The following is a 15,505-nucleotide window of genomic DNA, read 5'->3' as shown; positions in this document are numbered from 1 at the left end:
GAGTATTAATGAAATTTATAAAAGTTTTATTTATTGTTTTTATAACAAACTCTCTTTTTGGTCAGAACCCAAATGATAGCTTAAAAACCCTTTTTCATAAACATTATGATAAGGCAAAAACTTATATCGTAAAAAATCCTGAAAAAGCTATATATCATTATGAAGAAGCACAAGAAATCTTAGAAAAAATTTTACGAGACAAGGAACTAAAATCTACCTTTTCGTTTATAAAAAAAGTAGATACTAATAAACCATCATTTTCTAAAGATTCACTTTCTCAACACATTATTAGTAATGAGAGTTCTTTTAATAAGCAAGAAGTTTATGATGCTTATAAAAACGTAATACAAAAAATGTCTTTTAATAATGTAAAAGACAGTCAGTTAAAATACCAACATGAGCTTGTAAAATATGCTGAAAAACAAAACGATACTTCATCTATAATCTATTATACAATACAATTAGCAGATTTATATACCAACTTAATGTCTGAAGAAAATGCTGAAAAATATTTTTTAAAAGCTAAAAACCTGATTGATAATAGTAAATATAAAGATTCGATTGTACTTGTAAAATGGAATCAAAGATTTGCTTCATTAAAAAATACTTTTTTAGATTTTAACAATGCAATAAAGTATTCTAAAATAGCTTTAAATCATATAAAATCTAATGATAATGACTCTAAAGGAATTTCTTATAACGAATTGGGTTATGCTTATTTTCATTCTGGACAAAAAAAACTAGCTTCAGAAAGCTATGATAAAGCAATTATAGCGTGGGAAAAAATAAATGATAAACAAAGTTTAGCTTTAGCTTATATAAATAAAGCAAAAGAATTAATGGTTTTAAAAAAGCATAATGCAGCAATTTTGTTATTAAACAAAAGTATTCAATATGCAATAGATCATAATATTTCATGGATTTATGAATCTGGAAATAGACGTTTAGCTGAAGAATATAGTGCTATTGGTAATTATAAAAAGGCTTTTTTATCAGAAAGGGTTAGTAAATATTTAAGCTATTTCAATATTAAAAAAAGTAAGCAAGAAAATGCTTTAAAAATTGAAGTGGAATATGAAACTATTGAGAAAAACAAATTGTTAGCGAAACAAAAGTTTGAATTATTATCAATTGAAAAAGCAAAAGAAAAAGAAACTTTTATTAAAAATGTAATTTTTGGAGTTTCTATTTTATTATTTGTTGGTTTATTTATTTTTTATAAAAACGCAAAAAAATTATCCAAGCAAAAAGATGAAATAAATAATAAAAATCTTCATTTAGAAAAAAGTTTAAAACAAAATGAAGTACTTTTAAAGGAAGTACACCATAGAGTAAAAAATAACTTAACAATTTTATCGGGCTTATTTTATCTACAAGAAAAAGAAACAAAAAATAATGAGGATGAAAACTTTTTAAAAGAATGTCAGAATCGAATTAACTCTATGGCTATGGTACATCAAAAACTGTATCAAACAGGAGATATGAGTAGGATTAATTTTGGTCTGTATTGTAAAGAACTAATATCAACTTTGTCAAATAGTTTTTTTTCTAAAGAAGTAGATGTTAATTGCATAGTTACTCATAATAATGTTTTTTTAAATATAGATAAAGCCATCCCCTTAGCCTTGTTAATTACTGAATTAGTTACAAATTCTTTTAAATATGCTTTTAAAAATAAAACAGAAGGCGAAATAGGCATTATTTTAAATGAAAATTTAAATAAGTTAACAGTAGAGGTTTATGATACAGGTGATGGTTTAAAAAATAACTTCTCATTTAACAATTCTAAGTCACTGGGAATGAGACTTGTAAATATTTTAGCAAAACAACTTTTTGCCACCTTAGAATATAAGAATAAAAAAAAGTCATCTTTCTTCATTATATTTGATTTGTAAAAATCAAAAATTAAATTGAATATTCTTATAGTAGAAGATGAACTCATCATTTCTGAAATGATGTCTATAATGCTCCAAGAGTTAAATTATAACATTCTTGGTATGGCTAGAAATTATAATGAAGCTGTTCATTTTTTGCAACATAATAAGTTAGATATTGTTTTAATTGATATAAATTTAGGTAGTGGAAAAAATGGTATAGAACTAGCTAATTATATAAACAAAACTTTAAACATTCCTTTTGTTTTTATAACTTCTAATGCAGACGTTTCTACTGTAAATTTAGCTAAAAAAGAACAGCCTTTTGGTTATTTACAAAAGCCTTTTAATAAAGATGATTTGTATGCTGTAGTAGAGATTGCACGTTTAAATTATCAAAGAAAATCTTTTCATCAAAATAAAAATTATCAAGATAAAAACCATTTATTTATAAAAGATGGTACAGCTTTAGTTAAAATTTTTTATGCTGATTTACTTTTTATAAAATCAGATGGTAATTATTTAGAAATTCATACAAAAAATAAAAAATACCTGATTAGAAATTCTTTAAAAGAAATTAGAAAAGACTTACCAATAAAACTTTTTTTAAATACTCATAGATCTTATATTGTTAATTGTAATAAAATAGAAAGTATAGGTACTAATTTTTTATTTATTGAAGATATAAAAATACCTTTGGTTAAAAATTATAGAGAAGATTTAATAAATAGTTTAAATGCTAAATAAGAATATATAAAATGAGTAAAGAACAACCCAATAATCCACTTCATGGTGTAAAATTAGCAACTATTTTAGAAGAATTATATTTAGAATATGGTTGGGAAGAATTAGGTTATTCTCTTGGAATTAAAGCTTTTTTAAACAATCCTACTTATAAATCTAGTTTAAAATTTTTAAGAACTACACCTTGGGCTAGAGAAAAGGTAGAAAAGTTTTATATTAAAAATATGATTGATTAAAACCTTCTTATTTATTTTGTAATTCTAATTGCTCTTTATAGTTTTTAATTCTTGCGTAAGCAGTTCCATCAACTAATAAAATAACTATCATCATTGCAATTGTTGTAATACTAATTGCTCTCCAAAGAGGTTTATCTATAAAAATAATGAATAAAGCAGCTACAATTATTATAATTGGAATTGCTTTAAAAACTACAGTATTGTATTCTTTTAAAGTGCTTTCTGATCGTTCAATTTCTGATTTTATAAATTCAGATTTATTTTTATTGTAAGCAATTTCAAATTCTGTAATTCTTGCTTTATTAGTAAAAAATAATCCCAAACCAATTATTAAAAGTAAACCTCCAGCTACTAAAGTTGGTACTATGTAAGCTCTTGCTATAACTGTTTTTCCTAATTGCCAAAAACCTAAGCTAGCAGCCATAAAAGCTACACCAAAAAGAATAAAAAAAGGTGTTGAAAAAAGTTCTGCTTTTGCCCAATCTGTTGCTGTATTTAATATATTCATAATTTTAATTCATTTTATATAATTCTCTATATTTAGTAGGACTTATACCTTCTTTCTTTTTAAATAATCTTGAAAAATAAGCTGGATATTCAAAACCCAATTCATAAGCTACTTCTGAAACACTTTTATTCGGTTTTAATAAAATATTTTTAGCAATATCTATTAAGTTTAAATGAATGTGTTCCATCGTTGTTTTACCAGTTTCTTTTTTTAATGTATCACTTAAATAACGTTGAGAAACCAATAATTTATTTGCTACTTGTTCTATATTAGGAATACCTTTTTCTTGTAGTTCTTTTGATTCAAAATAATTTATAATAACTTTATTAAACTTTTCTAATAAGTCATTAGAAACTTCTTTTCTATTGATAAATTGTCTTTCGTAAAATCGATTGGCATATTTTAATAAGGCGCTTAACTGAGAAATAATAATTTCTTTACTAAATGCATCTTGATTATTTTGGTATTCGATTTCAATATTTGTTACAATAGATTCTATTTGTTTTTCTTCTTTAGGAGAAAGATGAAGTGCTTCATTTACAGAATAAGAAAAGAAACCATAATTTTTTATTTGTTGAGCTAATTCTGTACCTTTTAAAAAATCTTCGTGAAAATTTATAGAAAATCCTTCTTGTTCAAAAACAACACTTTTATCCCATTGCAAAACTTGTCTTGGTGCAATAAAAAATAAAACTCCATTTGTAAAGTCATATTTTGTGCGTCCATAATTTAAGTTTCCTTCAACAAATTTTTTAAAACTAATGGTATAGCAATTATTAGTAATTGGCGGCGAACTTTCTCTTGGACATGGTAAAAAACCATTGCCTTTTGAGTTAAAAACACTTAACATAGGATGTTCTGGTCTTGGTAAACCTAAATAATCAAAATAAGAAACTAAAGTTTTAAAGTGTTGCATATTGCTAATTTATAAATTCCATTTAATTCCTGTTTCTTTTTCTGATAGATCCCATAATTTTTTTGAAATCATTTTATCTTTTGCATGAGGTTTTAACTCATGAGCACCTACAGGACCTGTCCAATTATTTCTTCCTGTAGGACCATAAAATCCGCTTTCATCTAAATCAGCTTCTGTAGCACACATCAACTGAGGATAAGCACCTTTTTCTGCAGATTGTGTTAATGGAGATAATTTCATTAAATTAAAGATAAATTTCATTAAAAAACTACCACTTGTATTTATCAAATTAGTTCTTGATGACCCAGGGTGACAAGCATATGCTTTTACATTTGTATTACCAGACTTTTTTAATCTGCTTTGTAATTCGTAAATAGACATAATTTGGGCTAATTTACTTTGGCTATAAGCGTTGTTTGGAGTGTAATCATTATCCCAATTTAAATCATCAAACTTTATAGTTTTAATTCCCATATCATATCCTAAACTACCTACTGTTACAATGCGTCCTTTAGATTTTTCTATTAAAGGAAAAAGTAAAGCTTGCAGCGTAAAATTTCCATAGAAGTTAGTTCCCATTTGACTTTCCCAACCATCTACAGTAAGTGTTTGTTTAGGTACTTGTGCAATTGCAGCATTGCAAATTAGTGCATCAATTTTTGAAACTGTTTTTAGTACTTCTTCAGCTGCATTTTTTACAGAACCTTGTTCTGATAAATCCATTTTTATTGTTAGAACATCAATTGAGTTGCCAAGTTCTTGTTTTAAAGTTAAAATGGTGTCTTGAGATTTTTTAAGGTTTCTATTTAACATCACCACTTTAGCCCCTTTAGAGAGTAATATTTTTGCTGCCTCAAAACCTGTTCCACTAGTAGTTCCTGTAATTACAAAAGTTTTACCATTTAAGTTCTCTATTCTATTAGGAGTCCAACCGTTTTTACCAAATTGATTTGTTTTCATTATTGCCAAATGTTATAATTATAAGGCAAAGTTCGGTTAGAAGTATGGTAGTTATTTATACAGAATTTCGAAACTTGTATACTTTTTGGTAAAATGCATACAAAATTTACTAAAAAAGTAATTTAATTTGAAATAATTTTCAAAACCAATTCTTTTGTTAGAGGTTGTCCGTTTGCAATTTTTTTAATGTTTTCAAATGTAAAAACAAAATCACAACCATTTTTATAATCAGAACAACCATAGGCAGTTTTTCCTTTTAAAATAGTTCCTTTTTTACATTTTGGACATGAAATCTTATCGCTTTCATTTGTGTTTTCTGGAGACTTCTCGACTGCGCTCGAAGTGACACTTAACTTAGGTTCCAGCTTTAAAGCAAAATTATCATCAAAACGAATTAACCCCTCAACTTTACCAGAATCAGTTTGAAAACCTTTTAAATTGGTTGTACATCCTTTGTCTATCAATCTTATAATCTGATTTTCAGAAACTTTCTTTCCATGAATTTCAAACGGAATTTTTAAATTGCAATTGTTCTTATATTCAGAACAACCAAAAGCAGAAGAACCTTTTAAAATATGTCCTTTTTTACATTTAGGACAAGTTTTTCCTGCTACTTGTTTTTTTGATTTGGTTTTCTGTTTTGTTGAGTTCTCGACTGCGCTCGAACTGACATTATTGGAAGATATTCTTTTTTTAATTTTATTAGAACGTACTTCATAGACCAACTCATCAACCATTTTTTTCATGTTGTTGATAAATGTACCTGCATTAAAATCTCCTCTTTCAATTTCTTTCAAACGTTTTTCCCAACGTCCAGTAAGTTCTGCAGATTTTAATAATTCGTTATCAATAATATTAATTAAATCGATACCAGTTTGTGTAGGCAAAACCAGTTTTTTCTTACGTTCTATATATTTTCTTCTAAATAAAGTTTCAATAATACTTGCTCTGGTTGATGGCCTTCCAATTCCGTTTTCTTTCATCAACTCTCGCATTTCATCATCATCAACTTGTTTACCAGCTGTTTCCATAGCTCGTAAAAGTGAAGCTTCTGTATAATTTCTTGGAGGTTTCGTTTCTTTTTCTAAAAAAGAAGGTTCATGTGCTCCCTTTTCACCTTTAATAAAATTGGGTAACAAGTTTTTATTTTGAGATTTCTCGGTTTCACTCGAAATGACATTAGAACTATTTTTGTCATTTCGACCTTGTGGAGAAATCTCTTTTTCTTGTGATTTTTTTTCAAAAACAATTCTCCAGCCTTTATTGATAATTTCTTTACCAGTTGTTTTAAAAGGTACGTCTGCTGCTTTTCCTATTACAGAAGTGTTTGAAACATCAGAATCAGGATAAAAAACGGCTATAAATCTACGAGTGATAATATCATAAACTTGTTGCTGATTGTATTGCAAGTTTCCTTGAATTCCTGTAGGAATTATTGCATGGTGATCTGTTACTTTTTTATCGTCAAAAACACGCTTTGTTTTCTTAATTTTCTGACCTAAAAGTGGTTGTGTTAAAGTTGAGTATTTAGTTAATTTTGATAAAATTCCTGCAATTTTTGGATACAAATCATTAGGTAAAAATGTAGTATCAACTCTAGGGTATGTAACTACTTTCATCTCATACAATTTCTGTACAATTTTTAGTGTTTCATCTGCAGAAAACCCAAATTTATTATTACAATATACTTGTAAACCTGTTAAATCAAAGAGTTTTGGAGCATATTCTTTTCCTTTCTTTTTAGTAACAGAAACTATTTCGAATTCAGATTGCGCAACTTTATCTGCTAAAACTTGTCCATCTTCTTGTTTTAAAAAACGCCCATCTTCATAATTAAAAAGTGTATTTCTGTATGTGGTTTGTAATTCCCAATAAGGTTGAGGTTTAAAATCTCTAATTTCCTTAAATCGATTTACCAACATTGCTAGGGTAGGAGTTTGTACTCTACCAACAGATAAAACTTGTTTAAAACCTCCAAATTTTACGGTGTATAAACGAGTTGCATTTAAACCCAACAACCAATCTCCAATAGCTCTAGAGTAACCTGCATAATACAAGTTGTCATAATCTTCTGCAGGTTTTAGGTTTTCAAATCCGTCTTTTATAGCTTCTTCTGTAAGTGATGAAATCCATAAACGCTGTACTTTCCCTTTATAATTACATTGGTTAATTACCCATCTTTGAATCAATTCTCCTTCTGTTCCAGCATCCCCACAATTTATAATAACGTCTGCTTTTTCGAATAAAGATTTTACAATATTAAATTGCTTTTTAATTCCTGCATCTCCTGTAACTTTTGTGTCAAATCGTTCTGGAAGCATTGGTAGATTGTTTAAATCCCAACTTTTCCAATGAGGTTTGTAATCTTTAGGCTCTAAAAGAGTGCATAAATGCCCAAAAGTGTACGTTACTGCATAGCCATTACCTTCATAAAAACCATCACGTTTTGTTTTGGCTCCTAGAATATTAGCAATTTCTCTTGCAACACTTGGTTTTTCGGCAATACAGACTTTCAATATTTTTAAGTTTTAAGAAGTCGAAAGTAAGAAAATTAAAAATAAAAAGATATAAAAAGCAAAGCCATAATATTTAAATTTTCTAGCATCAATTAATTTTTGTTCAAACCCGTATTTTTCAAAACGTTCAATTTCAGTATCGTTAAAATCTTTTGTTGGTGATAATCTTGTTCCTAAATTAAAAGGCATAAAAAAGAAACTTAATTTTTCAGAAGTAGTTAAGTCTGCTTTTTTTCTATTTCTTTTATTTTTTTCTTCTTGATTCATCATACAATATTGAATAAAATCAATTGAATGTGTTTTTCACAATATCAATTTTTCATTTTATTTTTTGTTTTAAAAAAACATGAAAGGTTTACACTTTATTTTAATTTTGAAAGCTTTTTTTTAACATCTTCCCAAGAAACTTTTTTCTTTTTATTTAATTCGTTAACCTCTTGTTGAATCTCATTCTTTTGAAAATCACTTAAGTCATCCCAAGAATCTGTTTTTTCTTTTTTAGTCATATTTAAAGGTAATAAAAAAATTATTTCACCAAAGCCAATTGAATTCGTTTTCTAACCACATCAACTTCTAAAACTTTTACAACAATTTGTTGTTGTAAACTTACAATGGCATTAACGTCTTTTACAAAAGTATCTGATAAATTAGAAACATGAATTAAGCCACTTTCTTTGATGCCAACATCTACAAAACAACCAAAATTGGTGATATTATTTACAATTCCTGGTAGTAATTGACCAATTCTTAAATCGGAAATTGTTTTAATGTTTTTATCAAAAGAAAATACTTTTGCCTTTTTTCTTGGATCTATTCCTGGTTTTTCTAATTCTTTAACAATATCTTCTAAAGTTGGTAAACCAACAGTTTCTGTAATATAATTTTTAAGATTTATTTTCTGAATTAACGCTGAATTTCCAATAAATTCTGATACTTTTTTATTGTTGTCTTTGGCAATTTTATCTACCAAAGCATAACTTTCTGGATGCACAGCAGAATCATCTAAAGGATTTTTTCCGTTTTTAATTCTTAAAAAACCTGCAGCTTGTTCAAAAGCTTTTCCTCCTAAACGTTGTACTTTTTTAATGTCTTTTCTAGATAAAAAAGAACCATTTTCGTTTCTGTAATTCACAATGTTTTCTGCTAATTTTGGCCCAATTCCAGAAACATAACTCAACAAAGATTCACTAGCAGTGTTAATATTTACACCAATAGTATTTACACAACTTTCTACAGTTGTATCTAAAGATTTTTTAAGTTTTGTTTGATCTACATCATGCTGATATTGTCCAACTCCAATTGATTTTGCATCAATCTTTACCAATTCAGCTAAAGGATCTTGTAATCTTCTTCCTATTGAAACTGCTCCACGAACTGTAACATCGTAATTTGGGAATTCATCTCTCGCAATTTTTGAAGCAGAATAAATAGAAGCTCCAGCTTCACTTACCACAAAAACATCTACTTTATTTTTAAACTGAATTTTCTTGATTAATTGTTCTGTTTCTCTAGATGCAGTTCCATTTCCTATAGCAATGGCTTCAATTTTATGAGCTTCAGCCAAAGAACTTATTTTTTTAATAGCATCAAAAGATTGATTTTGAGGAGCATGAGGAAAAACTGTCTCATTGTGTTCTAAATCTCCTTGTTCATTTAAGCAAACAATTTTACAACCCGATCTAAAACCAGGATCAATTGCTAAAACTCGTTTTTCACCTAAAGGTGAACCTAACAATAATTGTTTTAAATTTTTAGAGAAAACCAATATTGCAGCTTCATCTGCTTTTTCTTTAGCAATAGATAAAGTTTCGTTTGATAAAGAAGGGAATAATAATCGTTTGAAAGCATCTTTTATAGCTAATTGAATTTGCTCTGAACACTCATTTTGAGAACGAATAATTCTGTCTTCCATTTTTTGAAGTGCTCTTTCAGTATCGATTTCTAATTTAACACGAATAAAGCCTTCTTTTTCTGCTCTTAATATTGCTAAAAATCTATGAGAAGGAATTCTATTTAAAGATTCACTCCAATCAAAATAATCTTTAAATTTTTGTGCTTTTTCATCGTCTTTTTTTGTTTTAATTACTACAGATGAAATTTGTGCAAAACGCTCTAGTTGATAACGAATGTTATTTCTTATGTCTGTACGTTCATTAATCCATTCTGCAATTATAAAACCTGCACCTTCTAAGGCATTTTCTATAGTTTCAACCTCATTGGAAGTGTATTTTGAAGCAGTATATTCTAAGTCATTAACACGTTGACTCATTATCATTTTTGCCAACGGTTCTAGCCCTTGTAAACGAGCAGTTTCTGCTTTGGTTTTTCGTTTCTTCTTAAAAGGTAAATACAAGTCTTCTAAAGCAATTAAATCTTTAGAATTGTTTACTTTTTGAGCTAACTCTGGTGTTAATACATTTTGTTCTTCTAAAGCCTTTAAAATTGCTTTTTTACGTTTATCTAATGTTTCAAAAAGTTCTTTAAATTTTACAATTTCACCAATTTCAATTTCATCTAAATTACCTGTCATTTCCTTTCTATATCTTGCTATAAAAGGAATTGTAGCGTCTTCATTTAAAAGAGAAATAGTGTTTTCTACAGATTTTGATGAAAGTTGTGTTTGGTGTGTTATATATTGGAGTAATTGCATTTATTTTTGAATTTTATCTAAAAAAGAAACCTCATAAAAATGAATTTATGAGGTTGTAAATATACTTTTATTTTGTGTTTGGGTAGGATGAAAATAAAACTTCTCGATACAATTTTTCTTCCTTCGTCAAAAAATCACTCGAAATGACAGCATATTTTTATTGTTAAGTTCTGAAACTCACGTAATGTCACATCGAGTGAAATTCTTTTTTCTAGAATTTTGTATCGAGATGTTTTCTAAGAAACAACTTTCTCAAAAGCCAATCTTTTTGCGTTGTAACTGGTGTAGATAATTCCACAATATTTGTAACCCAGTTTTTTGATTAATGATTGCATTCCAAGATTATCTTCATGTGTATCAATCTTTAAACTTTGAATGTTTTTATCTTTTAATTGCTGATGAAATTCATCAAACAAAAAAGTAGCTAAACCTAATTTTCTGAATTCTTTTTTAATAGCCATTCTATGAATTACACCATAAATTTCATCTTCAGAAACAAGCCATTTTCCGTCAAAAATTTCTTTATATGTAGGTTCTTTTCTTAATGTAAACATTGATGTTGCTATCACTTTGTTTTCATCATTAACAACCACATAACTTTCACCTTTTTTAATGTCATTTTCTACTTGTTCAGCATTTGGATATCCATTTTGCCATTGATCAATATTTAAAGATGCTAAATACGTTTTAGCATCATTAATTATGATTTCAATTTGTGGAATATCATCAAAAGTAGAAAGTCTGATTTTCATCAAAAAAAGATTATATCATTTTAAAATCTAACAACAATTCTCCATTTACAGAACATTGTAAATGATCTCCTTTAAAAATTTCACCTTTACCAAGAGCAGGAGTTCCTGTAAAAATTAAATCACCTGGTTGTAAGGTCATGTATTCAGAAATAAACACAATAATATCAGCAAAATCGTTAATCATGTATGCTGTATTACTTTTTTGTTTTTCTTCTCCGTTAATTTTTAAGTCGAAATCTATATCTTCTAAATTATAATCAGAAACTGGTTTAAAACTAGAAATTGGTGCTGCACCATCAAATCCTTTTGCAAATTCCCAAGGGTGTTTTGTTTCTCTTGCATTTTTAAGAATATCAGTAGCAGTATAATCGATACCAACAGCAATTTCTGAAATGTAAGAGTTTGCCTCTTCTTTAGAAATGTTTTTACCTTCTTTACCAATTTTAACCACTAATTCTACTTCGTAAATCAATTCGTTAGTAATGCTACTTGGGTATTCAACATCACAGTTTACTGCCAAACTAGATTCTGGTTTTGAAAAAATAAATTTTTTGCCTTTCTTTTTTTCTTCAATGTCTTTTAAATCAGTAACGTAGTTGCTACCTATTCCTAATATTTTCATGTTTAATTGTGTTTTTGTTTGTTAAGTAAAAGTAAAAAAAATCCACCAAAAAATAAGCTTTTTTTGATGGATTTAAAGTGTTATTAACATTTGTATTTATGCTTCTACTTTTTCGGTTTTAGCAATTTTTTTATTTGAAAATTCTACAACTTCTTGGTTGTTTAAAATATCTTCTATAGTTTGCCTTTTTCTAATTAAATAATCTTTTCCTTTATGTACCATAACTTCTGCAGGTAAATAACGAGAGTTATAATTAGAAGCCATAGAGAAACAATATGCACCAGCATTGTGGAAACGTAAAATATCCTCTTCAGAAATTTCTGCTATTCTTCTGTTAGATGCAAACGTATCTGTTTCACAAATATACCCTACAACAGAATAATACCTGTCTCTTCCATTAGGATTTGAAGCATTTGTAATGTGATGATAAGAATCGTACATCATTGGTCTTACCAAATGGTTAAAACCAGAATCTACATGTGCAAACACAGTAGAAGTTGTTTGTTTAACAACATTAACTTTAGCTAAGAAAGAACCCGCTTCTGAAACTAAGAATTTACCAGGTTCAAACATTAATGTAATGTCTTTTCCATATTCTACACAAAACTCATTAAATCTTGCTGATAATTGCACTCCTAGTTGTTCAATATCTGTAGAAATATCACCTTCTTTATAAGGTACTTTAAATCCACTACCAAAATCAATAAAATCTATGTTTTCAAATTGTCTTGCAACATCAAACAAGATATCAGAAGCACGTAAAAAAGTATCGATATCTAAAATATCAGACCCAGTGTGCATATGAATTCCGTTTATATTCATACCAGTGTTTTCTACAACACGTTTAATGTGAGGCACTTGGTGAATTGAAATTCCGAATTTAGAATCTATATGACCTACAGAAATTTTAGAATTTCCACCAGCCATAATATGTGGGTTTATACGTACACACACAGGTGTATTTGGATGTTTTTGACCAAATTGTTCTAAAATAGAAAGGTTATCAATATTAATTTGAACCCCTAATTTTGCAACCTCTTCAATTTCAGATAAAGAAACTCCATTTGGTGTAAAAATTATATCATGAGGTTCTATACCAGTAGTTAAACACAATTGTACTTCTTGAAAAGAAACAGTATCTAAGCCAGAACCTAAATTTTTAAAGAATTTTAAAATATTTACGTTAGAAAGAGCTTTTACAGCATAGTTTAATTTCAAATTTTTAACGCTACTAAAAGCATTTGTTAATCTGTTATATTGAGATTCTATTTTATCTGTATCATATACATATAAAGGACTTCCGTATTTATTTGCTAATTCTACTAATTGTGTATTTTCCACTTTGTCTTATTTTTATTCAGACTTCAAATGTAGTAAATTAACTGACTTAAAAAACCACATGTTTAAAAATACAACATATTGTTTTATTTTGTGATTTTTAATAGATTTTTAACATCTTTTTGTAGTTGAAATCCTGTTAATAACTAATTAACAGAGGTGTTTTAATTTTGATAGTTAAATGTTATTTTAGCGAGGCTTCAAACCTACTAACAGTAAGAGATTTCATGAGTAAAGAAACAAAATATACAGAAGATAATATTCGTTCATTAGATTGGAAAGAGCATATTAGAATGCGTCCAGGAATGTACATTGGTAAATTGGGTGATGGATCTTCTGCAGATGATGGTATTTATATTTTAGTAAAAGAGGTTTTAGACAATTCCATTGATGAATATGTAATGGGAGCAGGTAAAACCATTGAAATTTCTATACAAGGAAGCAAAGTTACTGTTAGAGATTATGGACGTGGAATACCTTTAGGTAAAGTAGTTGACGTAGTTTCTAAAATGAACACTGGAGGTAAATACGACTCTAAAGCGTTTAAAAAATCTGTAGGTTTAAATGGAGTTGGTACAAAAGCAGTAAATGCACTTTCTTCTTATTTTAGAGTAGAATCTTCTAGAGAAGGAAAATCTGCTTCAGCAGAATTTTCTCAAGGGAACTTAGAAAATGAAGAATTTTTAGAAGAATCTTCTAGAAGAAAAGGAACTAAAGTTTCTTTTATTCCTGATGAAAGTATTTTTAAAAACTACAAATTCAGGAATGAATATGTAGCAAAAATGCTTAAGAATTATGTTTATCTAAATCCTGGATTAACTATTATTTTTAATGGAGAAAAGTTTTTCTCGGAAAATGGGTTAAAAGATTTATTAGAAGATAACAATAATCAAGATGATATGTTGTATCCAATAATTCATTTAAAAGGAGATGATATTGAGGTGGCTATTACTCATAGTAAAACACAATATTCAGAAGAATATCATTCTTTTGTAAACGGACAACATACCACACAAGGAGGAACACATCAAGCAGCTTTTAGAGAATCTGTAGTAAAAACAATTAGAGATTTCTTTGGGAAAAATTTTGAAGCTTCTGATGTTCGTAAATCTATAATTTCTGCAATTGCAATTAAGGTAATGGAACCTGTTTTTGAAAGTCAAACAAAAACAAAATTAGGTTCTACAGAAATGGGAGGAGATTTACCAACTGTAAGAACTTATATAAATGATTTTGTAAAAACAAAATTAGATAACTACCTGCATAGAAATACAGAAGTTGCAGATAAGTTACTTAAAAAGATTGTTCAGGCAGAAAAAGAACGTAAAGAACTTTCTGGAATTAGAAAATTAGCAAGAGATAGAGCCAAAAAAGCAAGTTTACACAATAAGAAATTACGCGATTGTAGAATTCATTTAGGTGATATTAAAAAAGAGAATTACTTAGAAACTACGTTGTTTATTACAGAGGGAGATTCTGCTTCTGGTTCTATAACAAAATCTAGAAATGTAAATACACAAGCCGTTTTTAGTTTAAAAGGAAAGCCTTTAAACTCTTATGGATTAAGTAAGAAAATTGTGTATGAAAATGAAGAATTTAATTTATTGCAAGCAGCTTTAAATATAGAAGATGGTTTAGAAGATTTACGTTATAACAATATTGTAATTGCAACTGATGCCGATGTTGATGGAATGCACATTCGTTTGTTATTAATAACATTCTTTTTACAGTTTTTTCCTGAATTGATAAAAGAAGGGCATTTGTATATTTTAGAAACGCCACTTTTTAGAGTAAGAAATAAAAAACAAACTTTTTACTGTTATTCTGATGAAGAAAAAAGAGAAGCTATAGAAAAATTAAGAGGAAAACCAGAAATAACTCGATTTAAAGGTTTGGGTGAGATTTCGCCAAATGAATTTGTGCATTTTATTGGAAATGATATTCGTTTAGACCCTGTAATGTTAGACAAAGAAATGTCTATAGAACAAATGTTGCAGTTTTATATGGGAAAAAATACACCAGACAGACAGAAATTTATTATTGAGAACTTAAAAGTAGAACTAGATTATGTTGAAGAAGAAGTATAACACAAAATTAATTAAGAATATATTTTCTGTTTTATTTTTAGCTTTTAGTCTGTTTTGGTTATTTCAAATTGATTGGAGTGATTTATCAAGTAAAAAGAATTCTGGTGCTTTTTTTGGAGTATTAGCAGGAATAATGATAATTATTTCATTACAGATTAAAAATAAAGATAAAAAAGATTCTGATTAAAAAGAATAGTTGGCAAATATGCATGCGTTAAGGATTGAAGTGGCATCCTTTTTAGTTGTCAGTTTGAGTGAATTTGTGAAGAATGAACAAATTTGTATCGAGAACAAAACTAAAA

Annotated in this window: 15 protein-coding genes; 5 read left to right on the top strand and 10 right to left on the bottom strand. The window is 27.8% G+C overall.

Annotated elements, in window-relative coordinates; translation table 11 throughout:
- Positions 1-8 precede the first annotated feature (8 nt).
- The 3 genes from MPF13_RS10425 to MPF13_RS10415 are packed head-to-tail and all read left to right on the top strand — an operon-like array spanning position 9 to position 2,854.
- Positions 9-1,895 (top strand): tetratricopeptide repeat-containing sensor histidine kinase, encoded by a 1,887-nt coding sequence (locus MPF13_RS10425; RefSeq protein ID WP_249982459.1) that lies wholly within the window; start codon positions 9-11, stop codon positions 1,893-1,895.
- Positions 1,896-1,910: 15 nt separating this feature from the next.
- The gene (locus MPF13_RS10420) at positions 1,911-2,621 is read left to right on the top strand and encodes a LytR/AlgR family response regulator transcription factor (protein WP_249982458.1); all 711 of its coding nucleotides are present in this window, start codon (positions 1,911-1,913) and stop codon (positions 2,619-2,621) included.
- A gap of 11 nt (positions 2,622-2,632) precedes the next feature.
- A complete protein-coding gene (locus MPF13_RS10415; protein ID WP_249982457.1) occupies positions 2,633-2,854 on the top strand; it encodes a VF530 family protein in 222 nt (73 codons plus the stop codon).
- Between the two features lie 7 nt (positions 2,855-2,861).
- On the opposite strand, the gene MPF13_RS10410 is transcribed toward MPF13_RS10415, so the two are convergent.
- The 10 genes from MPF13_RS10410 to lysA all read right to left on the bottom strand — a co-directional run bounded on the left by MPF13_RS10410 (position 2,862) and on the right by lysA (position 13,119).
- Positions 2,862-3,362: a hypothetical protein gene (locus MPF13_RS10410; protein WP_249982456.1), complete on the bottom strand. Its 501-nt coding sequence runs from the start codon at positions 3,360-3,362 to the stop codon at positions 2,862-2,864.
- Positions 3,363-3,366: 4 nt separating this feature from the next.
- Positions 3,367-4,278, bottom strand: coding sequence for a helix-turn-helix domain-containing protein (locus tag MPF13_RS10405; protein WP_249982455.1), 912 nt, complete (start codon positions 4,276-4,278; stop codon positions 3,367-3,369).
- Between the two features lie 9 nt (positions 4,279-4,287).
- Positions 4,288-5,238 (bottom strand): SDR family NAD(P)-dependent oxidoreductase, encoded by a 951-nt coding sequence (locus tag MPF13_RS10400; protein WP_249982454.1) that lies wholly within the window; start codon positions 5,236-5,238, stop codon positions 4,288-4,290.
- Positions 5,239-5,360: 122 nt separating this feature from the next.
- A complete protein-coding gene (locus tag MPF13_RS10395) occupies positions 5,361-7,754 on the bottom strand; it encodes a type IA DNA topoisomerase (RefSeq protein WP_249982453.1) in 2,394 nt (797 codons plus the stop codon).
- Between the two features lie 12 nt (positions 7,755-7,766).
- Positions 7,767-8,021 carry a hypothetical protein gene (locus MPF13_RS10390; RefSeq protein WP_249982452.1) on the bottom strand — a complete coding sequence of 85 codons (255 nt, stop codon included), beginning with the start codon at positions 8,019-8,021 and terminating at the stop codon, positions 7,767-7,769.
- A 95-nt stretch (positions 8,022-8,116) separates the two neighbouring features.
- Complete coding sequence (locus tag MPF13_RS10385; RefSeq protein WP_249982451.1) at positions 8,117-8,260, bottom strand: hypothetical protein; 144 nt, start codon at positions 8,258-8,260, stop codon at positions 8,117-8,119.
- Between the two features lie 20 nt (positions 8,261-8,280).
- Complete coding sequence (locus MPF13_RS10380; protein WP_249982450.1) at positions 8,281-10,404, bottom strand: Tex family protein; 2,124 nt, start codon at positions 10,402-10,404, stop codon at positions 8,281-8,283.
- A gap of 236 nt (positions 10,405-10,640) precedes the next feature.
- Complete coding sequence (locus MPF13_RS10375; RefSeq protein WP_249982449.1) at positions 10,641-11,156, bottom strand: GNAT family N-acetyltransferase; 516 nt, start codon at positions 11,154-11,156, stop codon at positions 10,641-10,643.
- Between the two features lie 10 nt (positions 11,157-11,166).
- Positions 11,167-11,778: a fumarylacetoacetate hydrolase family protein gene (locus MPF13_RS10370; RefSeq protein ID WP_249982448.1), complete on the bottom strand. Its 612-nt coding sequence runs from the start codon at positions 11,776-11,778 to the stop codon at positions 11,167-11,169.
- Positions 11,779-11,874: 96 nt separating this feature from the next.
- On the bottom strand, positions 11,875-13,119 hold the full coding sequence (lysA, locus tag MPF13_RS10365) for a diaminopimelate decarboxylase (RefSeq protein ID WP_249982447.1): 1,245 nt from the start codon (positions 13,117-13,119) through the stop codon (positions 11,875-11,877).
- 224 nt (positions 13,120-13,343) lie between these two features.
- Here lysA and MPF13_RS10360 point away from each other — a divergent pair, with 224 nt between their 5' ends.
- Entirely contained in the window at positions 13,344-15,203 is a 1,860-nt protein-coding gene (locus MPF13_RS10360) for a DNA topoisomerase IV subunit B (RefSeq protein ID WP_249982446.1), read from the top strand.
- Positions 15,184-15,390: a hypothetical protein gene (locus tag MPF13_RS10355; protein WP_249982445.1), complete on the top strand. Its 207-nt coding sequence runs from the start codon at positions 15,184-15,186 to the stop codon at positions 15,388-15,390. The genes MPF13_RS10360 and MPF13_RS10355 overlap by 20 nt, the downstream gene beginning before the upstream one ends.
- Positions 15,391-15,505 lie beyond the last annotated feature (115 nt).

This window comes from Polaribacter sp. Z022, assembly GCF_023555495.1.
Classification (GTDB): Bacteria; Bacteroidota; Bacteroidia; order Flavobacteriales; family Flavobacteriaceae; genus Polaribacter.
Note: the sequence above shows the minus strand (reverse complement) of the source record. Positions and strands in the feature narration are given on the sequence as shown.

Bases quoted from the DNA above. Each gene is read 5' to 3' on its own strand.
- MPF13_RS10425 (WP_249982459.1), top strand. From the start codon at position 9: ATGAAATTTATAAAAGTTTTATTTATTGTTTTTATAACAAACTCTCTT.
- MPF13_RS10415 (WP_249982457.1), top strand. From the start codon at position 2,633: ATGAGTAAAGAACAACCCAATAATCCACTTCATGGTGTAAAATTAGCA.
- MPF13_RS10410 (WP_249982456.1), bottom strand. From the start codon at position 3,362: ATGAATATATTAAATACAGCAACAGATTGGGCAAAAGCAGAACTTTTT.
- MPF13_RS10405 (WP_249982455.1), bottom strand. From the start codon at position 4,278: ATGCAACACTTTAAAACTTTAGTTTCTTATTTTGATTATTTAGGTTTA.
- MPF13_RS10400 (WP_249982454.1), bottom strand. From the start codon at position 5,238: ATGAAAACAAATCAATTTGGTAAAAACGGTTGGACTCCTAATAGAATA.
- MPF13_RS10390 (WP_249982452.1), bottom strand. From the start codon at position 8,021: ATGAATCAAGAAGAAAAAAATAAAAGAAATAGAAAAAAAGCAGACTTA.
- MPF13_RS10385 (WP_249982451.1), bottom strand. From the start codon at position 8,260: ATGACTAAAAAAGAAAAAACAGATTCTTGGGATGACTTAAGTGATTTT.
- MPF13_RS10380 (WP_249982450.1), bottom strand. From the start codon at position 10,404: ATGCAATTACTCCAATATATAACACACCAAACACAACTTTCATCAAAA.
- MPF13_RS10375 (WP_249982449.1), bottom strand. From the start codon at position 11,156: ATGAAAATCAGACTTTCTACTTTTGATGATATTCCACAAATTGAAATC.
- MPF13_RS10370 (WP_249982448.1), bottom strand. From the start codon at position 11,778: ATGAAAATATTAGGAATAGGTAGCAACTACGTTACTGATTTAAAAGAC.
- MPF13_RS10360 (WP_249982446.1), top strand. From the start codon at position 13,344: ATGAGTAAAGAAACAAAATATACAGAAGATAATATTCGTTCATTAGAT.
- MPF13_RS10355 (WP_249982445.1), top strand. From the start codon at position 15,184: ATGTTGAAGAAGAAGTATAACACAAAATTAATTAAGAATATATTTTCT.